At 39.0% G+C, this 22,446-nt stretch carries 22 protein-coding genes; 21 read left to right on the top strand and 1 reads right to left on the bottom strand.

Annotation, left to right across the window (positions count from 1 at the left end; genetic code table 11):
• Positions 1 to 123: 123 nt before the first annotated feature.
• From sufC to sufB, 6 genes are all read left to right on the top strand, one after another.
• A complete protein-coding gene (gene sufC / locus JW886_RS08420) occupies positions 124 to 894 on the top strand; it encodes a Fe-S cluster assembly ATPase SufC (protein ID WP_205871847.1) in 771 nt (256 codons plus the stop codon).
• 138 nt (positions 895 to 1,032) lie between these two features.
• Entirely contained in the window at positions 1,033 to 2,289 is a 1,257-nt protein-coding gene (gene sufD, locus JW886_RS08415) for a Fe-S cluster assembly protein SufD (protein ID WP_205871846.1), read from the top strand.
• Positions 2,289 to 3,509, top strand: coding sequence for a cysteine desulfurase (locus tag JW886_RS08410; RefSeq protein ID WP_205871845.1), 1,221 nt, complete (start codon positions 2,289 to 2,291; stop codon positions 3,507 to 3,509). The genes sufD and JW886_RS08410 overlap by 1 nt, the downstream gene beginning before the upstream one ends.
• 139 nt (positions 3,510 to 3,648) lie before the next feature.
• On the top strand, positions 3,649 to 4,026 hold the full coding sequence (locus tag JW886_RS08405) for a pyridoxamine 5'-phosphate oxidase family protein (protein WP_205272703.1): 378 nt from the start codon (positions 3,649 to 3,651) through the stop codon (positions 4,024 to 4,026).
• A 32-nt stretch (positions 4,027 to 4,058) separates the two neighbouring features.
• The gene (sufU, locus tag JW886_RS08400; RefSeq protein ID WP_075525238.1) at positions 4,059 to 4,517 is read left to right on the top strand and encodes a Fe-S cluster assembly sulfur transfer protein SufU; all 459 of its coding nucleotides are present in this window, start codon (positions 4,059 to 4,061) and stop codon (positions 4,515 to 4,517) included.
• A gap of 74 nt (positions 4,518 to 4,591) precedes the next feature.
• The gene (gene sufB, locus JW886_RS08395) at positions 4,592 to 6,004 is read left to right on the top strand and encodes a Fe-S cluster assembly protein SufB (RefSeq protein ID WP_075525237.1); all 1,413 of its coding nucleotides are present in this window, start codon (positions 4,592 to 4,594) and stop codon (positions 6,002 to 6,004) included.
• 40 nt (positions 6,005 to 6,044) lie between these two features.
• On the opposite strand, the gene JW886_RS08390 is transcribed toward sufB, so the two are convergent.
• The gene (locus JW886_RS08390; RefSeq protein ID WP_205272084.1) at positions 6,045 to 7,400 is read right to left on the bottom strand and encodes a hypothetical protein; all 1,356 of its coding nucleotides are present in this window, start codon (positions 7,398 to 7,400) and stop codon (positions 6,045 to 6,047) included.
• A gap of 456 nt (positions 7,401 to 7,856) precedes the next feature.
• On the opposite strand from JW886_RS08390, the gene JW886_RS08385 reads away from it, so the two are divergent.
• The 15 genes from JW886_RS08385 to atpD all read left to right on the top strand — a co-directional run bounded on the left by JW886_RS08385 (position 7,857) and on the right by atpD (position 22,281).
• A complete protein-coding gene (locus JW886_RS08385; RefSeq protein ID WP_082272355.1) occupies positions 7,857 to 9,035 on the top strand; it encodes an SLC13 family permease in 1,179 nt (392 codons plus the stop codon).
• A 61-nt stretch (positions 9,036 to 9,096) separates the two neighbouring features.
• A complete protein-coding gene (locus tag JW886_RS08380; protein WP_155724404.1) occupies positions 9,097 to 9,273 on the top strand; it encodes a hypothetical protein in 177 nt (58 codons plus the stop codon).
• Between the two features lie 151 nt (positions 9,274 to 9,424).
• Positions 9,425 to 9,835 carry a hypothetical protein gene (locus tag JW886_RS08375; RefSeq protein WP_205871844.1) on the top strand — a complete coding sequence of 137 codons (411 nt, stop codon included), beginning with the start codon at positions 9,425 to 9,427 and terminating at the stop codon, positions 9,833 to 9,835.
• Between the two features lie 90 nt (positions 9,836 to 9,925).
• Positions 9,926 to 10,846: an ABC transporter ATP-binding protein gene (locus JW886_RS08370; protein WP_205871843.1), complete on the top strand. Its 921-nt coding sequence runs from the start codon at positions 9,926 to 9,928 to the stop codon at positions 10,844 to 10,846.
• A 2-nt stretch (positions 10,847 to 10,848) separates the two neighbouring features.
• Positions 10,849 to 12,195 carry an ABC transporter permease gene (locus JW886_RS08365; protein WP_205871842.1) on the top strand — a complete coding sequence of 449 codons (1,347 nt, stop codon included), beginning with the start codon at positions 10,849 to 10,851 and terminating at the stop codon, positions 12,193 to 12,195.
• A gap of 71 nt (positions 12,196 to 12,266) precedes the next feature.
• The gene (locus tag JW886_RS08360; RefSeq protein ID WP_205871841.1) at positions 12,267 to 12,920 is read left to right on the top strand and encodes a ComEA family DNA-binding protein; all 654 of its coding nucleotides are present in this window, start codon (positions 12,267 to 12,269) and stop codon (positions 12,918 to 12,920) included.
• A gap of 124 nt (positions 12,921 to 13,044) precedes the next feature.
• Positions 13,045 to 15,111 carry a DNA internalization-related competence protein ComEC/Rec2 gene (locus tag JW886_RS08355; protein ID WP_338092707.1) on the top strand — a complete coding sequence of 689 codons (2,067 nt, stop codon included), beginning with the start codon at positions 13,045 to 13,047 and terminating at the stop codon, positions 15,109 to 15,111.
• A 222-nt stretch (positions 15,112 to 15,333) separates the two neighbouring features.
• The gene (locus tag JW886_RS08350) at positions 15,334 to 16,110 is read left to right on the top strand and encodes an alpha/beta hydrolase (RefSeq protein ID WP_205871839.1); all 777 of its coding nucleotides are present in this window, start codon (positions 15,334 to 15,336) and stop codon (positions 16,108 to 16,110) included.
• 198 nt (positions 16,111 to 16,308) lie between these two features.
• On the top strand, positions 16,309 to 16,524 hold the full coding sequence (locus JW886_RS08345) for a F0F1 ATP synthase subunit C (protein ID WP_004255250.1): 216 nt from the start codon (positions 16,309 to 16,311) through the stop codon (positions 16,522 to 16,524).
• 44 nt (positions 16,525 to 16,568) lie between these two features.
• On the top strand, positions 16,569 to 17,282 hold the full coding sequence (gene atpB / locus JW886_RS08340; protein ID WP_075526233.1) for a F0F1 ATP synthase subunit A: 714 nt from the start codon (positions 16,569 to 16,571) through the stop codon (positions 17,280 to 17,282).
• Positions 17,283 to 17,296: 14 nt separating this feature from the next.
• On the top strand, positions 17,297 to 17,803 hold the full coding sequence (gene atpF / locus JW886_RS08335; RefSeq protein WP_200407401.1) for a F0F1 ATP synthase subunit B: 507 nt from the start codon (positions 17,297 to 17,299) through the stop codon (positions 17,801 to 17,803).
• 13 nt (positions 17,804 to 17,816) lie between these two features.
• Positions 17,817 to 18,344: a F0F1 ATP synthase subunit delta gene (locus JW886_RS08330; protein ID WP_075526231.1), complete on the top strand. Its 528-nt coding sequence runs from the start codon at positions 17,817 to 17,819 to the stop codon at positions 18,342 to 18,344.
• Between the two features lie 14 nt (positions 18,345 to 18,358).
• On the top strand, positions 18,359 to 19,861 hold the full coding sequence (gene atpA / locus JW886_RS08325) for a F0F1 ATP synthase subunit alpha (RefSeq protein ID WP_075526230.1): 1,503 nt from the start codon (positions 18,359 to 18,361) through the stop codon (positions 19,859 to 19,861).
• A 15-nt stretch (positions 19,862 to 19,876) separates the two neighbouring features.
• Positions 19,877 to 20,746 carry a F0F1 ATP synthase subunit gamma gene (locus tag JW886_RS08320; protein WP_075526229.1) on the top strand — a complete coding sequence of 290 codons (870 nt, stop codon included), beginning with the start codon at positions 19,877 to 19,879 and terminating at the stop codon, positions 20,744 to 20,746.
• Positions 20,747 to 20,871: 125 nt separating this feature from the next.
• On the top strand, positions 20,872 to 22,281 hold the full coding sequence (gene atpD, locus JW886_RS08315; protein WP_075526228.1) for a F0F1 ATP synthase subunit beta: 1,410 nt from the start codon (positions 20,872 to 20,874) through the stop codon (positions 22,279 to 22,281).
• Positions 22,282 to 22,446 lie beyond the last annotated feature (165 nt).

The raw sequence follows: 22,446 nt of genomic DNA, 5'->3' as shown, positions 1-22,446 counted from the left end.
ATCCTTTGGATAGTGGTTTTTTCTTGAAAAGAAATATCCTCAAGAAATACACATCTTGTCAAAAATTTGTTAAAATAGACATTATAAATGTCAAAAATAATTGACAATTCAAAGGAGTGAAAAATGGCTACACTTGAAATTAAAAATCTGCACGTAGCAATTGAGGATAAAGAGATTCTTAAAGGCGTGGATATGACTATAAATACGGGAGAAATCCATGCAATTATGGGACCAAATGGTACAGGGAAATCTACTTTATCTGCGGCTATTATGGGAAATCCAAACTATACAGTGACTAAGGGAGAAGTACTTTTTGATGGGAAAAATGTTCTAGAGTTAGACGTTGATGAACGTGCTCGACTGGGACTTTTCTTAGCTATGCAGTATCCATCAGAAATTCCAGGTATTACTAATGCAGAATTTTTGCGCGCAGCCATCAATGCTAAGCGTGGTGAAGCAGATAAGATTTCTGTCATGGAGTTTATCAAAAAATTAGACCAAAACATGGAACTTTTGAGCATGAAAGAGGAAATGGCAGAACGCTACCTTAATGAAGGTTTTTCAGGTGGTGAAAAGAAACGTAATGAAATTCTTCAGCTTTTGATGCTCGAACCTACTTTTGCTATTTTAGACGAAATTGATTCAGGACTTGATATTGATGCCCTTAAAGTAGTAGCAAAAGGTGTTAATTCAATGCGTGGCGATAAATTTGGTGCACTCATTATCACCCACTATCAACGATTACTTGATTATATTACGCCTGATGTGGTACATATTATGATGGATGGACGCGTTGTTAAAACAGGTGGAGCAGAACTTGCAAAACGTCTTGAAACTGAAGGTTATGTCAATATTGCTGCCGAACTTGGCATTGAATATGTCGAAGAAGTTTAAGGAAAGGAGAAGGTAAGAGGTTTTATCTCCTGACAGCTCTGTCAGTAAAAGTGAGGAAGGAAAAAAACTGTAAGCTACGTTTCACCCTCCTCCTGACAGGCTGGTCAGTGCTTTTGTAAAATACTTACCAAGAACAGAATGAATCAAGAAATCTTAAACTTTTCACAAATGCATGCTGAACCTGAATGGTTATCTGAATTACGTCAGGAAGCTGCTCAACAAGCTGCACAATTGGAATTACCTAATATTGAACGCGTTAAAATTAATCGCTGGGGACTGGATCACCTAAAAATATCTGAAATGGAAGAAGTAGGAAATGTTCCTGACTTTACTGAACTTCCTTCTCATCCGTTTTTGGTTCAAGTAGGCTCTCAAACGGTTGTAGAGCAGATTACACCCACCTTAGCGGATAAAGGAGTGATTTTCACTGATTTTGCGAATGCTTTGGTAGAGCTTCCCGAGGTAGTCAAGAATCAATTAGGACGTGTAGTTCCTTTTACAGAGAGTAGCCTAACGGCAGCTAGTACAGCGACTTTTAATTCTGGTTTAGTGCTCTACGTTCCAGATGGTGTGGAGGTTGATGAACCAGTTGAGAGCCTTTTGATGCAAGAAGGTAGCTCAGAGGTTCCTTTCAATAAGCGTATTTTACTTATCGTTGGTAAAAATGCTAAGGTGGAATACTTAGAGCGCTTAGAGACAACGGGAGCTCAAACGGCAAAAGCGACGGCAAATTTAGTGGTCGAGGTGATTGCTGAAGCAGGTGCTCAAGTTAAATTTTCAGCTATCGATCGACTCGGTGAAAACGTCACAGCATCAGTTATCCGCCGAGGATTAATTGGTGAAAATGCTACAATAGATTGGTCTGTTGGAGTGATGAATGATGGCAATGTTGTAGCTGATTTTGACAGTGACCTCAAAGGAAATGGTTCACATTCCCAAATTAAAGTCGTAGGAATTTCAACAGGACATCAAACCCAAGGAATTGATACACGTGTCACTAACTTTGGGAAAAATTCCATGGGTCATATTATGCAAAATGGTGTTATCCTTGATAAGGGGACGCTCACTTTTAATGCTATTGGGCATATTATAAAAGGAGCCAAAAATGCGGATGCTCAACAATCTTCTCATGTCTTGATGCTCTCAGATAAAGGGCGTGGCGATGCCAATCCTATCCTACTCATTGATGAGAACGATGTGACGGCAGGACACGCAGCTTCTGTGGGTCAGGTTGATGAAGAAGATTTGTTCTACCTACAATCTCGGGGAATTGATGAAGAAACAGCAAAACGCTTGGTTATTCGTGGCTTTCTGGGATCAGTGGTCAGTGAAATTCCCGTCAAATCAGTGAGAGATGAGTTTATCGCGACTATTGAAAGAAAGCTGGGCATGTGATGCTTGAGATTGAAAAACTGAGAGAAGATTTTCCAATATTAAATCAAAAGGTCAATGATGAGCCTTTAGTCTATCTGGATAATGCTGCTACAACTCAAAAACCTCTGACCGTTCTATCAGCAATCAATGATTTTTATCAGCAAGATAATGCTAATGTCCATCGGGGGGTACATACCTTAGCTGAACGAGCTACTGCAGACTATGAAGCTGCTCGTGAAAAAGTTCGTGCTTTTATCAATGCGCAGTCCACTAAAGAAATCTTATTTACGCGCGGTACCACCACCTCTCTCAATTGGGTCGCTCAGTTTGCTGGACAAATACTTACACCGGCTGACGAAGTCATCATTACAATTATGGAACACCATTCCAACATTGTACCTTGGCAAGAAATTGCACAGCGTACAGGCGCAACGTTAAAGTTCGTCTATCTTAAGGATGGAGGACTTGATTGGACTGACTTGAATGAAAAAATTTCTACAAAAACGAAATTTGTATCTGTTGCTCATGTCTCTAATGTGCTGGGTTGTATTAATCCTATAAAAGAAATTGCGGACCTTGCACATGCTCATGGTGCTTATGTTGTAGTAGATGGGGCACAATCTGTTCCTCACATGGCAGTAGATGTTCAAGAGTTGGATGTAGACTTTTTTGCCTTTTCTGGTCATAAGATGATGGGACCGACAGGAATTGGCGTTCTCTACGGAAAGGAAGAGTTACTGCAACGCTTTGAACCCGTAGAATTCGGAGGAGAGATGATTGACTTTGTTTATGAAAGCCATTCTACTTGGACTGAATTACCTTGGAAATTCGAAGCCGGCACACCAAATATCGCAGGTGCAATTGGTTTGGGTGCAGCAATTGATTATATCAACAGTATCGGTATAGAAAACATCCAACAGCATGAACGTGAGCTGGTAGAATACCTCTTGCCCAAACTCAAGGAGATTCCAGGATTAACACTTTACGGTCCTGCTGAGCCCCGTCAGAGAGCAGGAGTTATTGCTTTTAATTTGCAAGGCCTTCACCCCCATGATTTAGCAACAGCACTTGATATGGAAGGGATTGCGGTGAGAGCAGGCCACCACTGTGCTCAACCTTTACTTCACGACTTGAAGGTTGCTGCGACAGCACGTGCAAGTTTTTATCTCTATAATACCAAGGCGGATTGCGATAAGTTGATCAAAGCACTTTGGGTAACAAAAGAATTTTTTAATGTCTAAAACAATCAAGGATAGTGGAACGATTGGTCAAATATTTCAAGGACTATTGGATTTTTCTTCTATAGGAGATCTCCAGCTTGAACAAGCATTAAAAGAGCAAGAAAAGAAGAAAAAGAGAACGAAAAGAGAAAACGTGACAATCTTAACTGATAAATTTTTGGAAACGCTCAAATATGAAGGAGCCGTAAGTTTGATTTCATGGGGAGCTGAAGCAGAACCTCATGCAACGGGGACGTGGATTTCTTACTTAACTTTGTCCGAAGATGAGAAACTTTTGGCACCAGCAGCAGGAATGCATCATTTAGAAGCTGATATCGCAAAAAATGACAAATTGTTCCTAATGCTTGGGGTACGGGAAGTTGAGGGGCGTAATGGTTATCAAGGCATTGGCTTTCGTCTGACTGTTAAAGCAAAACTCATTGGCCAAGGCAGTACGTTTGAAATTGTTCACCAAAAATATCCCTTTGCACGTCAAGCTTTGGAAATGACCCCTCTTAAATTGGAGCAATTGCTCTAGTTTCAATTAAATTGATAAGAAAGTGTAAAAGAATGGCTTTATCTAAATTAGATAATTTATATCGTGCAGTGATCCTTGACCATTCCTCAAATCCGCGACATGCTGGAGAGCTGCAGACTGGTTGCATGGTAGATTTGAATAATCCCACTTGTGGGGATGTCATTCGTCTGACTGTTGAGTTGGATGGAGATAAGATTTCAAATATTGCGTTTAGTGGTCACGGTTGTACCATCTCCACTGCCTCTGCTTCAATGATGACCGTCGCCGTATTAGGAAAGACAAAAGCACAAGCTCTAGAGTTAGCCAAACTCTTTTCAGCGATGGTGACCGGAGAAGAAGACGAACGTCAAGAAGCTTTGGGAGATGCCCAGTTTTTAGCAGGGGTCAGTAAGTTCCCTGCGCGGGTAAAATGTTCAACCTTAGCCTGGAATGCGCTGAAAAAAGCATTGGATGAAGGATACGCAGAAAATAACTTAGTGCATGGTCAATAAAATGTACTGACCAACCTGTCAGCTCTCTGATGGGTTTAGGTTGAGATAAAAATAAGAGTTTTAAAGAGGAAAAAATGACAGAAAATAGTACACAAGAAGTCGTCAAAGACCTCGAGGAATATAAATACGGTTTCCACGATGATGCGGAACTTGAGTTCACTACAGGATTGGGCTTAACTGAGGAGGTCATCCGAGAAATCTCAGCAACAAAAAAAGAGCCGGAATGGATGTTAGAATTTCGTCTGAAATCTTTTGAAGCATTTAAAAAATTAGATATGCCAAAGTGGGGACCAGATCTTTCAGAAATAGATTTTAATGATATTGTCTATTACCAAAAACCCTCTGCAAAAGCAGCACGCGATTGGGATGATGTCCCTGATGAGATTAAGAATACCTTTGAAAAAATCGGGATTCCTGAAGCTGAACGTTCCTATTTGGCTGGTGCTTCAGCTCAATATGAATCAGAAGTTGTTTACCACAACATGAAAGAAGAATTTGAAAAGCTGGGTATTGTGTTTACGGATACAGATACGGCTTTACGTGAGTATCCAGAACTGTTCAAAAAATATTTCAGTAAATTAGTACCACCAACAGATAATAAGTTGGCAGCTTTGAATTCTGCGGTTTGGTCAGGTGGCTCATTTGTTTATGTCCCAAAAGGTGTAAAATGTGAAATCCCTATTCAAGCTTACTTCCGGATCAACAATGAAAAATCTGGACAGTTTGAACGGACTTTGATTATTGTTGAAGAAGGAGCATCAATTCAATATGTAGAAGGTTGTACAGCTCCGACTTATAGTGCTTCAAGCTTGCATGCAGCAGTAGTCGAAATCTTTGTTGAAGAAGGAGGCTATATGCGTTATTCTACGATTCAAAATTGGTCGGATAATGTTTATAACCTTGTAACGAAACGCGCCAGTGCAGCAGCAAATGCGACAGTTGAGTGGGTAGATGGTAATTTAGGCTCTAAGGTATCAATGAAATATCCTGCGGTTCACTTAAATGGGCCTGGAGCTCGTGGCACAATGCTCTCGATTGCCTTTGCTGGGGCTAATCAGAATCAAGATACAGGTGCTAAAATGATTCATAACGCACCCAATACCTCGAGTTCTATCATCTCTAAATCCATTGCCAAAAATGGGGGAGCTGTCAACTATCGAGGACAAGTTACTTTTAACAAAAATTCCAAAAAATCAGCATCGCATATTGAATGTGATACCATCTTAATGGATGACTTATCCAAATCAGATACGGTACCTTTTAATGAAATTCATAACTCTCAAGTTGCCTTAGAACATGAAGCAAAAGTTTCAAAAATTTCTGAAGAACAACTTTATTATTTGATGAGTCGTGGTTTAACAGAAAAAGAAGCAACTGATATGATCGTCATGGGCTTTATTGAGCCCTTCACAAAAGAACTTCCGATGGAGTATGCAGTCGAGCTAAATCGTTTAATTTCTTATTCGATGGAAGGTTCTATAGGATAAGAAAAGCATCACTAAAAAAAGGAGCATATGCTCCTTTTTTTTAATGATGCTTTCGGTATTTGAGATAGAAATAACTGACAATAAGAATTAGAAATCCGATGATTGAAATCTCTGACATCAGATGGAAGATTGTTGAAGCGCTAAGATGCGCTGACTGAGGATTCATGAGTTGTAAAAAGAGAGACTGTGAGGTTGTCTGCTTTTCTGTAATTATAAACATAAGAATAACTAAGAAAAACTGATGGATTAAAGATCCTTTCTTTTGGGTGGTGTTTTTTAAAAGAATACGCTGATCTTCAGGTATATGATTTTCTAAGAAATATTGATTATTTAGCCATCGGTTCAGTAAAAAATGTGTGTAGCTAAGAAGAAAAAAACCGACACTAAGTGCTGCAGGAAAAAGCATTGCGATAAAACCGATAAAGAGGCCGATAAGAATATAGTGTTCAAAATTCTTCGAGACCATTTTTGATAATTTTCCAAAGCTACCTAAGGCAATGACCATTCCTAGGGCATAGGGAACATATAAAAGTAAGGTTTCTGATCCCTTACCAAAAATATTCACAACATATAATGAGCCAAAGAGAAAGAGGAAATTTCCTACGGCACCATTTAAGAAAGTTAAAATATTAAGAGGAAGTGGTACTTGATAGTTTCGATATTCTTTCCCAGTTTTATAAATTAATAAGAGGAAAAAGATACAAAAACCAATGAGGGCAATATTAATAGAGAGCGCTGAATCTAAAAGACGTCCCGAACGCAATACAATCAATAAGAGACATAAGCCTGTAAAAATCCAAAATTCTCGTTTGGAGAAGAGAACAGAAGACTCTTTAGGCATTGTGCGGTTAATCAAGATTTGCCTCAATGTGGCCTCTCTTGCATATAAGAGCGCAATGATATAAAAAACAGTATAAACCCCAAAACTTAACCAAACGCCCGCATTTCCAGAAAGGGATAGCCCCCAGAAAAGGGCAAGTAAACCGACTAGAACGACAGGATAGTAAACTTTCTTTTCTTTATTCGGCTGAAAATGATTGAGTGTCACATTGGCAGAGGGAAGCCAAGAAGCACTTAGGCCAATTAAGATCCCAGAAAAGAGGTAGAGAATGGGTAGAAGGGGACCAAATAGGGCTAATATTGAGCCTAGTAGCCCGACGCTAAGCGCAGCGACTAGAAGTTCTAGGCTAGAAATGGTATTTTTTATTGCTCGGATTAAGAAAACGCCAAGAATTCGACAGGCGTAATAAAGGGCAAATGGGAGGACTGAGGTTTCCGTACGTCCATCACTTAATCCTAAAAACAATAGAAAAGGAACCATAATGACTGTATTTGATAAAACTAACAGCGTGGATTTACCAAATTCGTAGGCAATTTGATGTAATTTAACTTTCATTTCTCCTCCATAATAATTTATTAATTAAGAAAAAGTACGATTATTCTTTCTATTATAACATTTATTTAATACAGGCACTAAAGAATAGGTAGGAAGAAAGAAGAAGCATTTTGGACGCAAAAAGGAGCCTAACCCCCTCAATAAGCTAACTTATGACAAGAAAATAATTGAGGTCAGAAAGTGAACTTAAAAAGTGCAAAAATAAGTGAGAAAATAAACAACAAAAAAGGTTGCTTTATGCAGTTCCTAGTTTAAAAGCTAAAAGAGCCACGATTGAGTGAGTCAAAAAAGAGGGATTCAATAAAATAGGCTGACAGCTCTGTCAGTAACAAATAAATGAAAATGTCAGAATTCGAAGAAAGTAATGAAATGCTGAAAAAAAGCTTGTCAGTCCTATTTTTTGATGTTATAATTTAAAAGGTGCAAAAATTTTATACATGCTAGTTAGGAGAAGTAGTGGAACATTCAGCTACTCATAACGAATCAAAAAAAATCTGGTCAGCCATTATGAATTGGTTTTTGGTAGACAAGGTTTTTCTTGTTTCGTTCATTATTGCAATTATTGCAATCAGTTTTGGTGGGTTTACGACACGATTCTTTAATTATCACGTGATTGTCACAGTAGCTGGATTAATGCTAGTCATTGGTGGTTTTAAAGAAACAGGCTTACTCCAGTTTCTCGGTCAGACCTTAGTCAAGAGAAGTACTACCACGCGTCAATTGGTTCGTGCAACAACTTTACTTACTTTCTTCTTAGCCATTTTCTTTACAAATGATTTAACAATATTAACAATCCTCCCACTTTATCTCGCCATTACAAGAGAGATAAAAAATCGTAAATCAGTCTATATAGGTGCTGCCCTAATCGTTCCAGCTTGTCATATCGGTTCGGGCTTACTTCCGCAGGGCAATCCGCATAATCTGTATTTGTATTCTTTCTATAAAGTTGCGGCAAATCATAATGGTGCTGCACTTACTAATTTGGAATTTTTCAAAGGTACAGGTGCTTTGTGGCTATTGGGGCTATTGATTCTGATGATTGCTTGTCAGTTTATTGATAATGAACCTTTAGTCATTAAAACTCATGTGACAAAGTTTAATAAACTAGAAACATCTATTTTCGTCGTATTGATGTTACTTATGGCGGCTTCTGTGTTTGGTTATATTAACTTCTACTTAGCGGGAGCTATCGTAGCCGTTATCGTTCTTTTCTACCGTCCTCATCTTTTTAAAGGAGTGGACTATCACCTTTTGTTAACTTTTGTTTTCTTCTTTTTGATTGTAGGAAATATCGCTAACATTCATGCACTGACAGATTTTATTAGTCAAACGTTAGTAGGACCACAGGCAGCCTTTTTAGGTACAGCTATTTTAAGCCAAGTCATTTCAAATATTGCTTCACCTATTTTGATTTCTCCTTTTACGCCTCATGCCGTCCCTGTTATCTTGGGAGCGGATATTGGTGGGATTGGTACAATTGTTTCCTCAATGGCTACTTTGATTGCGTATAAAGTCATACGAATGAATGCACGTGGTGAAACGCGCGGCTTTGTCAAATATTTTTCTATCGTTAATGCTTCATTTTTCGCAATCCTAATTGTGATTGGACTGATTATTGTAACGATTATTGGTTAGTAGTGAAAGAAGTTGGTTTTGGCCAACTTTTTTGTTATGATGAAATAAAGGAGGGAGAGTTATGCAAAAGAACAAGATTAATATTGATGTCTCCTCAGGACTTTATTTTACTGGCTTTCTTCTAGCTTCAGGGATGAAGTATGCAGAAAGTGGTGGGCAACTTTTCACTGCTGTCCTTCATGGTCTGATGAGTTGGGCCTATGTCGGGTATTGGGTTGTGGATTTCTTGATTCACTAATATAAACTGAGAGTTTAAATAATAAAAAAGCTATGAGGAGCTCATAGCTTTTTTTGTTGCTATTGAGATAAAAGTAAGCGTATTATTTTGTAGAAAAAGGACAAAGTATTAAAATAGTATTAGAATAAAATAAGTTTGAAAGGAGAAAAAAATGAACAAAATTATCTGGTGCATTTTTATTCCCACACTCATCTTCGCAGGTCTTTTATTGACCGCAGGTTTTCTCGTTGAAACACATGTATTTTTTTGGTTTCAAAATTTTGAGATGCTTTACCTTTACAGCACGTTAATTCTCACTTTTATTGGTTTTAGACTATGGCGAATGGGAGTGCAATTTCGTAGCATTAAGGAATTGAGGGTCCTCTTTGGCCTTCTATTTGTAGTATTTGCTACTGACGTAAGTAATACCACACTCTATTTGTTATCAGGGCAGGGCTTATTATGGGAGAACAGACAAATTAGTCCTGCAGGAGCGGCATTTATAGGGAGTTTGATATTACTGACTTTTGCTTTTATTGGATTACGAACACAGATTCGACTAGCACACGTAAAATCACAATAAAATGTGATTTTTTTGTTGTAATAGTGCTAAAAAAGTGTTTTTTATTAAAAATAAAATGATATAATTAGAAAAAACAGAAAAAGGGGAATTATGACATTAATAATTGACAAGGTGAGCAAGCATTTTGGTGAAAAAACAGCTGTAGATCATCTTAATATGGTTGTCCAACCCGGTGAAGTAATGGGGCTTATCGGACAAAATGGAGCGGGGAAAACAACAACTTTTCGGATGATTCTTGATTTCATCAAGGCGGATCAGGGGCAAATTACTTGGCAGGGTGGACCGATCACTCAGCAAGTTAAACAAAAAATCGGCTTTCTTCCTGAAGAACGCGGCCTTTATCAAAAAATGACTGTAGAAAATCAAATTCTATTTTTTGCAGAGTTGCATGGGATGAAACGTTCTGATGCGCGTTTAAAGCTTCAAGAGTGGATGAAGCGCCTTGAAGTGGTCGGCAAGGTTACGGATAAGGTCCAGACCTTGTCTAAAGGTAATGCACAAAAAATCCAGTTCATTGCGACTTTACTTCATGAACCCGAATTTTTAATTCTAGATGAGCCTTTTACCGGTCTAGATCCAGTAAATACTGAACTTTTGCGAAATGAAATAAAACGGTGTCGCGACAATGGGGCCGCAGTGATTTTTTCTAACCATAATATGAGTGATGTGGAGCAGTTATCTGATCATTTATTGATGCTCAAAGGAGGAAAAACGATTCTGCAGGGTACAATAGGAGCAATCCGTGAAAGCTATGGGCGAACTCGTGTATATCTAGAGTCCCCTCTTTCTGACGAAGAACTATTAGCTGTGCCAGGAGTGCTGAATGTTAGAAAACAGGGGTCAGGACGTACAATTAAACTTGCACAAGAAGAAGTTGGACGGGTCCTTTTTAAGCTTGTTACGCAGCAAGGCTATGTCCAAGCCTTTATGCAAGCTCCGCCATCTTTGGATGAAATTTTTCGTATGGAAGTCTCAGAAAATAATGCACTAGAACAACAAAAAGGAGAGTAGCGATGACACATCAAACATGGCTTGTTGCCAAAAATATATATCGGAATCGCATCAAAGGAGCGGGCTTTTGGGCCTTAGTAATCTCTCCGTTTTTAGTAGCAACTGTTTATCTAATTATTGGACTCGTCGTTAGCAATGGGATTAACCAGGTTCCAAAGATGGCTGTGGTTAATAATCCAGCTTTAACCGAGGTACTGAGCGCAGATAAGGATTTAGATGCTGAAGTGAGTAACACACCAAGTCTAGCAAGTGCACAGAGCAAACTTGATTCGGGTAAAATTGACGGTTTTTTAATCGAGCAAGCGGGAAAATATACACTAGTGACGGATGCGCGATCAGGGATGAAATTTGATCAGACAACTTTTCAGACAGCGCTCAGTCAGGTTAATCTTTCTAAAACAGCCCAGCGCCTAGGCTTGACAGCTGCTGATGTCAAAGCGCTACTAAGCCCTGCTCAGCTGACCATGAAAACACAAACAACCACTGGTGAAACTCAGGGAGGGGATGCACGTGTAGGGGCTAATATTGCTATTGGAACCATTGCCTCCATCTTAATATTCGTTCTTTTAATGATGTATGTCGGCATTATTGGACAAGAGATTGGAAACGAGAAATCAAGTAGGATTATGGAGACGCTCTTAGCGGCAACAAATACCAACGTTCAATACTATGGAAAAATACTCGGTGTAATCATGCTTGCGGCCACACAGATTGGCATTTATATTTTTGGTTTTGGGCTTGCTTATCCTTTTGTGAAGGATTTGGATCAGGTTAAAACGATTAGTGCAATGCTGTCTGGTATTACCTTTGGTTTTGGAGTTTATCTCATTCTAATGGCAATTGTCGGGATTTTAGGTTATTTATTCTTGGCGTCTATCGTTGCTTCCCTTGTTAATGAGCAGGCGCAAGTTCAGCAAGCTACCCAGCCGATTGCATTTTTATCCATGATTGGTTATATTGGGGGGATTGCTGGAGCCGCTGTACCGGGGAATCTCATTCTTAAAGTGCTCAGTTTTCTTCCATTCATCAGCCCTACATTGATGACAAGCCGCTTTGCCATTCAATATTCTACCACGACCGAAGCTTGGATAGCCCTCGCCCTCCAAGCGCTCGCCACCATAGCGGTTGCGAAGGTGGGTGAGAAAATTTATGCCCGAAATGTCTTATCTTACAGTGACGAAAAGATTATGATACAACTCTGGATGAATATCACAGGGCGTGAGCGGAGTAAAAAAGTTACTGACAGAGCGGTCAGTAAAAAAAGAGATGTCAAAAAACTTTATTTAAGAATAGTGATTGCAGGAGTTATCATTATTGTCGTGCTACTTTACCGATTTTTAGCAAAATAAATAGATTATGGCACTTGGTTAACCAAGTGTTTTTTTTGTTACAAAATAACAGTATTTGCGTATAGAAGAGTATGGAAAAAATAGTTGAAATAATCAAAGAAAATTGGAAAATGATGGTATTAATCTTGGTGGGAGTAATAGCAGGTGGGAGTGGCTATGTCCTTACTCAGCCTAGAACGTCGGATCAGCCAGTAGCTGTCACCCAGCTTGAAAATCAGCCTACTTCAAGTGATACTGACCAGTCTGTCAGTAAAAGTGAAAATCCGATAAGCACTAGCCAGATCGTTGTGGATTTAAAAGGTGCGGTCAAATACCCCAAAGTTTATAGGATAGCAGCTGACGAGCGTGTTGATGACTTGATACAGTTGGCAGGTGGATTTACCGCAGATGCAGATCAACGGAGAGTTAATCTTGCAGCTAAACTCAAAGATGAGGAAGTGGTGTATGTCAGTAAAAAAGGTGAGAATAGTCCAGAAGGAGTGACAAATACTTCAGATGCAACGGATCAACCGCTTACCACATCATCAGCAGCAAAAGTCAACATTAATACTGCCGACCTAGCAAGTCTGGAGACCTTAAGCGGGATTGGTGAGAAGAAAGCTCAAGATATTATTGATTACCGTACTAAAAATGGTAATTTTCAGAAATTAGAAGATCTCGGCAATGTATCAGGATTTGGTGTGAAGACTTTAGAAACATTGAAAGATAGTATTTGTATTGATTAAAGTGCCCTTAATTTTTTTAGCCTATTTGACTGTCCTTTTATATTTCTGTATTTTTAGTAATAATATTATTATTGGTTGTATTTTTTTACTCAGTTTAGGAATCGCCCTTTGGCGGAAATTTTATGTGTTTTTTCCTCTTCTTTTAATCTTTGGTATCTATTTTTATTTATTCAATGCTTACCATAGTCAAAAAATGGCCCTTCCTGAGGTTGCTTTTCATCAAATAACCCCTCGTATAGATACCCTTCAAGTCAATGGTGATTTGCTTAGCTTTCGTGGGAGAGTTCACGATCGAAATTACCAAGTCTATGCCACACTTCAATCTAAAAAAGAACAAACTTTCTTTAAAAATTTAGCTCAAAATTGTCGGATCAGTTTCACAGGAAACCTCGAAAAACCAGCAGCGCAACGCAATTTTGAAGGGTTTGATGAACAAAAATACTATTCCAATCAGAACATCTACAGACAGATTAAAATCAGACAAATTAACGCTGTAAAGTTAACGCATAATTTTAACATTTGGCTCCTAAGACGTAAGGGGATTGTCTGGGCACAATCCCATTTTCCTCGCCCGATGTCCAGCTATATGACTGGTCTTCTTTTTGGTTATTTAGGGAAGGACTTTAGTCAGATGACTACGATTTACAGTGCCCTTGGAATTATCCACCTCTTTGCCCTTTCCGGTATGCAAGTCAATTTTTTTGTAGAAGTATTGCGTAAAATTTTGCTAAAAATTGGAATAAGGCTTGAATTTATTCCCTTCTTTAAATTCTTATTTTCTATCTTTTATGCTATTCTGACAGGTTTTTCACTCTCAGTACTTCGTGCGCTCTTTCAAAAAAATATCCCTGCTAAAGGTTTGGACAATATGGCAATTACCACACTGGGCTTACTTTTAGTTTACCCAGGATTTCTGTTAGATAAAGGCGGGCAACTAACACTTTTGTATGCTTTTACTATAAGTATGCTCCAGCAATTTTCATTTACAAAAAGTAACATACGTGAAGCTTTATTTAAAACGTTTGCATTAAATCTAATTGCCTTCCCCCTACTGATCTTTGATTTTTTTAGTTTTCAACCTCTCTCAATTATTTTGACAATTGGTTTTGGCTTAATTTTTGATAAGATCATGCTTCCTCTATTATTGATCACCTTTTTATTATCTCTGACAGGTCTGTCAGTAAATTTGAACGTACTATTTTTACTACTAGAGAAAATGATGCGTCACCTTTACCAGTGGTTCTCCTATACACCAGTTTTTGGCAAACCGAGTCTCATTGGGCTTTTAGGTTTATTCTTGACAGCTGGACTTTTAGTCGATGCCCTGCGAAAGAAAAAATTACGATTTTTTTGTGCTTTTTCTCTCTTGTTGATTTTATTTTTTGTCAAACATCCTGTAGCGCCGACTATCACGATGATAGATGTGGGCCAGGGTGATAGTATTTTATTGCAGGATCGGTGGAATCAAGAAACGGTACTTATTGATACAGGTGGACGTCTTACCTTACCTCAGCCAAAATGGAAAAAGGCACACTTCTCTACAAATGCAGATAACACACTTATTCCTTATTTAAAAGCTGAGGGGATTTCAACACTTGATCACCTGATTTTAACGCATACTGATGCGGATCACGTTGGCGATTTTTTAACGTTGGCACGAACTATAAAAATAAGGGATGTTTGGGTAAGTCCAGGAGAGTTGAAAGTACCCACTTTTGTTCACCAGCTTAAAAGAGCTCAGCTTCCAATTCATATTGTGAAGAGCGGGGATAAGCTTCCTATTTTTAATGGTCATTTAGAAATTCTTTCCAAGGGCTATACGCATAAAGGGGATAACGACGATTCTATTGTTACTTATGGCGATTTTTTTAATAAAAAATTTTTATTTACGGGAGATTTAGAACAAGAAGGAGAGCTTAAACTTTTAAAAGCATACCCTCGCCTAAAAGTAGATGTCTTAAAAGTCGGACATCATGGAAGTAAAACGAGTTCTAATCCCTACTTTATTAGACAAATTGACCCGCAATTGGCTCTTATTTCTGTTGGAAAGAAGAATCGATATGGTCATCCCAATCAAGAGACACTCGCTACGCTGAAAAAAGCTCAGATCAAAATCTTACGTACAGATCAAGTAGGTGCAGTTCAACTCATATATCATCATCGAAAATGGCAAGTAAAAACTGTAAGATAATACATAAAATTTCAATGAAAAAACATATCTAAGTACCCAATAAAATGGTACAATAAACTAGACGTTGATTGTTTGTAAAACGGCGCCTACCGCTATTTCATTTGCATACCAAAAACAGTACGATAAAGCTTTTGACTGTAAAGGAAAGCGGTGAAAATTTAATGAAAGGAACATCGGCTTTAACCGATGAGTACTGCTTGAAAAGAGCAGTAGGGAGTAAATATGGCACTCATTAATTTGGAATATTATTCCGAAACGCTTGGGATGAACCGGAATGTTAAAGTAATTTATCCTGAAGCCAGCAAGGTTGATGCGCTTACGGAAACAGATATTCCAGTTCTTTATCTTTTACATGGTATGTCTGGGAATGAGAATTCATGGCTCATACGCTCAGGAATAGAGCGGCTTGTGCGACATACCAATCTTGCAATTGTTATGCCAGCTACGGAGTTAGGCTTCTATGTCAATACCACTTATGGTATGAATTATTTTGAGGCAACGGCTCATGAATTACCTAAAGTCATCCATAATTTCTTTCCCAACTTGTCAAACAAACGAGAGAAAAACTTTATTGCTGGCCTATCAATGGGCGGTTATGGGGCCTATCGCATAGGGTTGGGTACAGAACAGTTTAGTTATGTTGCAAGTTTATCAGGTGTCTTAACCTTTGAGGGCATGCAAGAACGTTTTGATGAAAATGCAGCTTTTTGGGGAGGATTATTTGGAAGTTGGGAGCAATTTAAAGGCTCTCCAAATGAAATCCTTACTCTTGCTGAAAGCTTCACAGGAAAACGTCCTAAACTCTATGCGTGGTGTGGTGAACAGGATGAACTCTTTCCAGGAAATGAGTTTGTTGCCTCACGTTTAAAAAAATTGGGCTATGATTTGACTTATGAGACTGCTCCCGGAACACATGAATGGTATTATTGGTCTCAAAAAATCGAAAGCATTTTACAGTGGCTTCCGATTGATTATGTGCAAGAGGAACGTCTTAGCTAAAAATAAATTCTGCTCAGTACGAGGAGAACCTTTTCATGCAAACCTTATCAAACATCAACCGCTTACAAAGACAAAAATGTAAAATATGATGAAAATCTATGAAAATTACATGCTAGTCTTTGACAAAAACTACTAATAGTAGTAGAATTTCTTAGTAAAATAAATTTGCGAAAATCGCAATATAGAAAGAGGTCTATAATGACAATTACACTTGCCGCTCTTGGAGCAATTGCTATCGGTCTTGCAGCACTCGGAGCCGCTATCGGTGATGGACTTATCGTCTCAAACTTCCTCCAAGCCGTTGCACGCCAACCAGAACTTGAAGGAAAACTTCGTGGTTCAATGTTCATGGGTATCGCCTTCGTCGAAGGTACATTCTTCATCGCCCTTGCTATGGCATTCCTTTTCCGTTAAAATTTTTCTCAAAGAAATTTTAAAAACAGAAAGGAAGAACAGATATGGAATCAACATGGACCTTTAATATTGGGCCAATTCCATTTGATGGAACAATCACTGTGATGACATTTGTGACTGTCCTCATTGTGTTCGGTCTGGTATTTTGGGCGAGCCGTAATATGCAGCTCAAACCCAAAGGTAAACAAAATGTTCTTGAGTGGGTGGTTGATTTTGTCAATGGTGTTTCCAAAGACAATGTCGGGCCCCATGAAGCGCCACGCTTTGCGCTCTTGAACTTTACCCTCTTTTCTTTCCTTCTTATTGCCAACTGCATCGGGCTGGTAACCAAAATTAGCACACCAGGAGATGTTTCACTGTGGAAATCACCAACAGCGAATCCCACAGTCGATTTGACGCTTGCGCTTCTTGTAGTCGTCTTGTCAAACACTTTAGGTGTTCAAAAATTTGGTTTTAAAGGTTATCTGAAAGTCGCTTTTTGGAAAGATCCAAAAGGGCTTCTTCCAATGAATATTTTGGAAGAATTCACAAATGCGCTCTCCTTGGGACTCCGGCTTTACGGGAATATCTTTGCAGGTGAAATCATGCTTGGCCTTATTGCAGGTATGATTCAGTCTACGATGTGGATGCTTCCTGTGGCTTGGATCTTGGAAATTGCATGGATCGGCTTCTCATTATTTATTTCAGCCCTCCAAGCTTATGTCTTTGTCCTTTTGACAAACTTGTACATTAGCCATAAAATCATAGCAGAACATTAAGAAAGGAGTAGAAATTGTCAACATTATTATTAGAAGCTGCTCCAAATACCGTTCTCGGTAACATCATCGTTGTTTCAGGTGCCTTTATCATTTTGCTGATATTGTTGCGCCTCTTTGCTTGGAATGCAATCACAAGTGTGTTTGCAAATCGTGCAAAAAAAATATCTGATGATATCGATGCAGCAGAAGCGAATAACAAACAAGCTGCTGACTTGGTAAAACAACGTCAAGCGGAACTTGCTGGTTCGAAAGAAGAAGCTGCTAACATCATTCAAGTTGCGAACGATACTGCTTCACAAAATCGTGCAAAAGTACTTGCGACCGCGAATGAAGAAGCTAGTAGCTTGAAAAAACGCGCTCAAGAAGACATTGAACAAGAACGTAAAGAAGCGCTTAACTCTGTTAAAGGGGAAGTGGCGAACATTTCAGTTCAAATTGCTGAAAAGTTGATTGGGCAATCTCTTGACACGAACGAACAATCAGAACTCATTGATAGCTATTTAGCAAAACTTGGCGAGTAAGGGAGGCGACCGCATGACTAAAGTCAACTCTCAAAAATATAGTAAAGCTTTGCTTGAAGTTGCTCAAGAAAAAGGACAACTTGAAGCGGTTCTCGCTGAAGTGAGTGAAATGATACAGCTCTTTAAAGAAAATCAAATCAATCATTTCTTAAGCAGTGACGTCTATTCATATTCTGTAAAATCTGAATTAATTGATACCCTTATTCAATCTGGTTCAGAACTGATGTCAAATTTTCTTAATACGGTGCGTTCAAACGGGCGTTTGAGTGATTTGGCAGAAATACTTGATGAGATCAAAAATACAGCGGATGATATGTTTAAAATTGCTGATGTTGAGGTCGTATCAAGTATTCCTCTTACAGAGACACAAATCGAAAAATTTATTAGACTCGCAAAATCAAAATTTGATTTGAATGAAGTGAAAGTAATCAATACTGTCAATGAAAAAATACTTGGTGGTTTTATTGTAAACTCACGAGGTAAAATCATTGACGCTTCACTTAAAACACAACTGGCTAAAATCGCCGCTGAAATCTTATAGAAGGGAGCATATTTTTGGCAATTAAAGCTAATGAAATCAGCTCACTGATTAAAAAACAAATTGAAAATTTTACACCAGATTTCGAAGTTGCTGAAACTGGTGTCGTTACCTATGTTGGTGACGGTATCGCGCGTGCCTATGGCCTTGAAAATGCGATGAGCGGTGAGCTTGTTGAATTTTCAAATGGCGTACTTGGTATGGCGCAAAACTTGGATGCTACTGACGTTGGTATTATTGTACTTGGTGATTTCCTCTCAATTCGTGAAGGTGACACTGTAAAACGTACAGGTAAAATCATGGAAATCCAAGTTGGGGAAGAACTTATTGGACGTGTAGTAAATCCTTTGGGACAACCTGTAGATGGACTTGGGGAACTCAATACTGGGAAAACTCGTCCTGTAGAAGCAAAAGCTCCTGGTGTTATGCAACGTAAATCAGTCTCTGAACCTTTACAAACAGGTCTTAAAGCGATTGATGCCCTCGTTCCAATTGGACGTGGACAACGTGAATTAATTATCGGAGACCGTCAAACAGGTAAAACTTCGGTCGCAATTGATGCAATCTTGAACCAAAAAGGACAAGATATGATTTGTATCTATGTTGCGATTGGTCAAAAAGAGTCAACAGTACGTACACAAGTTGAAACGCTCCGTAAGCTCGGTGCCATGGATTATACAATCGTTGTAACCGCGTCAGCATCTCAACCTTCTCCACTCCTTTACATCGCTCCTTATGCTGGAGCTGCAATGGGTGAAGAATTCATGTACAACGGTAAGCATGTCTTGGTAGTTTACGATGATTTGTCAAAACAAGCGGTAGCTTATCGTGAACTTTCACTCTTGCTTCGTCGTCCACCAGGACGTGAAGCTTACCCAGGTGACGTATTCTATTTACACTCACGCCTCTTGGAACGTGCAGCTAAGTTGTCTGATGATCTTGGTGGTGGTTCAATGACTGCATTGCCTTTCATTGAAACACAAGCCGGAGATATCTCAGCTTATATTGCAACCAACGTTATTTCTATTACTGACGGTCAAATTTTCCTCGAAAATGACTTATTCTATTCAGGTGTACGTCCTGCCATCGATGCTGGTTCTTCAGTCTCTCGGGTTGGTGGTGCTGCACAAATCAAAGCCATGAAGAAAGTTGCTGGTACTTTACGTCTTGACCTTGCATCATTCCGTGAGCTTGAAGCCTTTACGCAATTTGGATCTGACCTTGATGAAGCAACTCAAGCAAAATTGAACCGTGGTCGTCGTACTGTTGAAGTTTTGAAACAACCATTGCACAAACCTTTGGCTGTGGAAAAACAAGTTTTGGTACTTTATGCACTGACTCATGGTCATCTTGATGATGTTCCAGTTGATGATATTCTTGATTTTGAAACTAAAATGTTCGATTTCTTCGATGCAAATTATGCAGAACTCTTGAACGTAATTACTGAAACTAAAGATTTGCCTGAAGAAGCAAAACTCGACGAAGCAATTAAAGCATTCAAAAATACAACGAATTATTGATAAGGAGGCTAACTAATGGGAGCTTCACTTAACGAAATTAAAACAAAGATTGCCTCAACGAAGAAAACAAGTCAAATCACAGGAGCCATGCAAATGGTTTCCGCTGCGAAACTTCAAAAAGCAGAATCTCATGCAAAAGCTTTTCAGACTTATGCTGAAAAAGTTCGCAAGATTACTACTGACTTGGTTTCTTCAGACAAAGAACCTGCCAAAAATCCAATGATGATTAAGCGCGAAGTTAAAAAAACGGGCTATCTAGTGATTACATCGGATAGGGGACTTGTCGGTGGTTATAATTCAAATATTTTAAAATCTGTTATGAATACCATTCGAAGTCGTCATGCAAGTGAAAGTGAATATACGATCCTTGCTCTTGGTGGTACTGGTGCAGACTTCTTTAAAGCACGTAATGTGAAAGTATCCTACGTTTTACGTGGGCTTTCAGATCAACCTACTTTTGAAGAAGTGCGCGCGATTGTAACAGAAGCCGTGACTGAATATCAAGCTGGTGAATTTGATGAACTCTATGTTTGCTATAATCACCATGTGAATTCATTAGTCAGTGATGCACGTATGGAAAAAATGTTACCAATCTCTTTTGAGGCTAAGGGAGACCAAAAGCCTTCTCTTGAAACATTTGAATTAGAACCAGATCGTGAAACAATCTTAAACCAATTGTTGCCACAATATGCTGAGAGCATGATTTATGGATCAATTGTTGATGCTAAGACAGCAGAACATGCGGCAGGTATGACAGCTATGCGTACTGCAACAGACAATGCACACTCTGTTATCAATGATTTGACGATTCAATATAACCGTGCCCGCCAAGCTTCGATTACGCAAGAAATTACGGAAATCGTGGCAGGTGCTTCAGCGCTTTAATTACTGATGGCTTTGTCAGTAATGGCTAAGAATCTTAATTGTCTTCGTCAGTAATTTTTTACTGGCAAAAATAAAAGAATAGAAATTCTGTGTTTTTACAGAAAATAAAAACAGGAGGAAAAACATTGAGTTCTGGTAAAATTACTCAGGTTATCGGTCCCGTCGTTGACGTGGAATTTGGCTCTGATGCCAAATTACCTGAGATTAACAATGCCTTGATTGTCTATAAAGATGTCAATGGTGTAAAAACAAAAATTACGCTTGAAGTCGCTTTGGAACTTGGTGATGGTGCAGTACGTACAATCGCTATGGAATCTACTGATGGTTTGACTCGTGGACTTGAAGTCCTTGATACAGGTAAAGCAGTCAGCGTCCCTGTTGGTGAAGCTACTCTTGGTCGTGTTTTTAACGTCCTTGGTGATGTCATTGACGGTGGGGAAGAGTTTGCTGCTGATGCAGAACGTAATCCTATCCATAAAAAAGCTCCAACATTTGATGAATTATCAACTGCAAATGAAGTACTTGTAACTGGGATCAAAGTTGTCGATTTGCTTGCACCTTACCTTAAAGGTGGTAAAGTTGGACTTTTCGGTGGTGCCGGAGTTGGTAAAACTGTCCTTATTCAAGAATTGATTCACAACATCGCCCAAGAACACGGAGGTATTTCTGTGTTTACCGGTGTTGGGGAACGTACTCGTGAAGGGAATGACCTTTACTGGGAAATGAAAGAATCAGGCGTTATTGAAAAAACTGCCATGGTCTTTGGTCAAATGAATGAACCACCAGGAGCACGTATGCGTGTTGCCCTTACTGGTTTGACAATTGCGGAATATTTCCGTGATGTCCAAGGTCAAGACGTATTGCTTTTCATTGACAATATCTTCCGTTTCACACAAGCTGGTTCAGAAGTTTCTGCCCTTTTGGGACGTATGCCTTCTGCCGTTGGTTACCAACCAACACTTGCTACTGAAATGGGACAATTGCAAGAACGTATCACTTCTACTAAGAAGGGTTCTGTTACATCTATCCAAGCGATTTATGTCCCTGCCGATGACTATACTGACCCAGCGCCAGCTACAGCCTTCGCTCACTTGGATGCAACAACTAACTTGGAACGTCGCTTGACACAAATGGGTATTTATCCAGCCGTTGACCCACTTGCTTCATCATCACGTGCGCTTACACCTGAAATTGTTGGTGAAGAGCACTATGAAGTGGCAATGGAAGTTCAACGTGTCCTCCAACGTTATAAAGAATTGCAAGATATCATTGCCATTCTTGGTATGGATGAATTGTCTGACGATGAAAAAGTTCTTGTTGGACGTGCACGTCGTATCCAATTCTTCCTTTCACAAAACTTCCACGTTGCTGAACAATTTACTGGTCAACCTGGTTCATATGTACCAATTGATAAAACTGTTCATGACTTCAAGGAAATCTTGGAAGGTAAATATGACGAAATCCCTGAAGATGCTTTCCGTGGCGTAGGTCCTATTGAAGACGTCCTTGAAAAAGCAAAATCAATGGGTTACTAATTCAATTTTTTATGGATTGAAAAAGAGTGAGACATCTTAAAAAGTACGCTTTATACTGAGTGTCTCTGTTTCTGATATTTTTGTCGGAGAGATGACAACGTGTTAAAAGCGACTTAATAGAGAAAGACCTCTCTTTGTAAGTGAGATTTTCATAGATAAATTGGA

This window comes from Lactococcus taiwanensis, from assembly GCF_017068355.1.
Taxonomy (GTDB): domain Bacteria; phylum Bacillota; class Bacilli; order Lactobacillales; family Streptococcaceae; genus Lactococcus; species Lactococcus taiwanensis.
Note: the sequence above shows the minus strand (reverse complement) of the source record. Positions and strands in the feature narration are given on the sequence as shown.

What these genes read in the sequence shown, in the direction of transcription:
- JW886_RS08360 (WP_205871841.1), top strand. Translation starts at nt 12,267, where the DNA reads ATGGAAAAAATAGTTGAAATAATCAAAGAAAATTGGAAAATGATGGTA.
- JW886_RS08370 (WP_205871843.1), top strand. Translation starts at nt 9,926, where the DNA reads ATGACATTAATAATTGACAAGGTGAGCAAGCATTTTGGTGAAAAAACA.
- JW886_RS08390 (WP_205272084.1), bottom strand. Translation starts at nt 7,400, where the DNA reads ATGAAAGTTAAATTACATCAAATTGCCTACGAATTTGGTAAATCCACG.
- atpB (WP_075526233.1), top strand. Translation starts at nt 16,569, where the DNA reads ATGGAATCAACATGGACCTTTAATATTGGGCCAATTCCATTTGATGGA.
- JW886_RS08410 (WP_205871845.1), top strand. Translation starts at nt 2,289, where the DNA reads ATGCTTGAGATTGAAAAACTGAGAGAAGATTTTCCAATATTAAATCAA.
- JW886_RS08345 (WP_004255250.1), top strand. Translation starts at nt 16,309, where the DNA reads ATGACAATTACACTTGCCGCTCTTGGAGCAATTGCTATCGGTCTTGCA.
- sufD (WP_205871846.1), top strand. Translation starts at nt 1,033, where the DNA reads ATGAATCAAGAAATCTTAAACTTTTCACAAATGCATGCTGAACCTGAA.
- JW886_RS08365 (WP_205871842.1), top strand. Translation starts at nt 10,849, where the DNA reads ATGACACATCAAACATGGCTTGTTGCCAAAAATATATATCGGAATCGC.
- sufU (WP_075525238.1), top strand. Translation starts at nt 4,059, where the DNA reads ATGGCTTTATCTAAATTAGATAATTTATATCGTGCAGTGATCCTTGAC.
- JW886_RS08375 (WP_205871844.1), top strand. Translation starts at nt 9,425, where the DNA reads ATGAACAAAATTATCTGGTGCATTTTTATTCCCACACTCATCTTCGCA.
- JW886_RS08380 (WP_155724404.1), top strand. Translation starts at nt 9,097, where the DNA reads ATGCAAAAGAACAAGATTAATATTGATGTCTCCTCAGGACTTTATTTT.
- sufC (WP_205871847.1), top strand. Translation starts at nt 124, where the DNA reads ATGGCTACACTTGAAATTAAAAATCTGCACGTAGCAATTGAGGATAAA.
- sufB (WP_075525237.1), top strand. Translation starts at nt 4,592, where the DNA reads ATGACAGAAAATAGTACACAAGAAGTCGTCAAAGACCTCGAGGAATAT.
- JW886_RS08350 (WP_205871839.1), top strand. Translation starts at nt 15,334, where the DNA reads ATGGCACTCATTAATTTGGAATATTATTCCGAAACGCTTGGGATGAAC.
- JW886_RS08320 (WP_075526229.1), top strand. Translation starts at nt 19,877, where the DNA reads ATGGGAGCTTCACTTAACGAAATTAAAACAAAGATTGCCTCAACGAAG.
- JW886_RS08330 (WP_075526231.1), top strand. Translation starts at nt 17,817, where the DNA reads ATGACTAAAGTCAACTCTCAAAAATATAGTAAAGCTTTGCTTGAAGTT.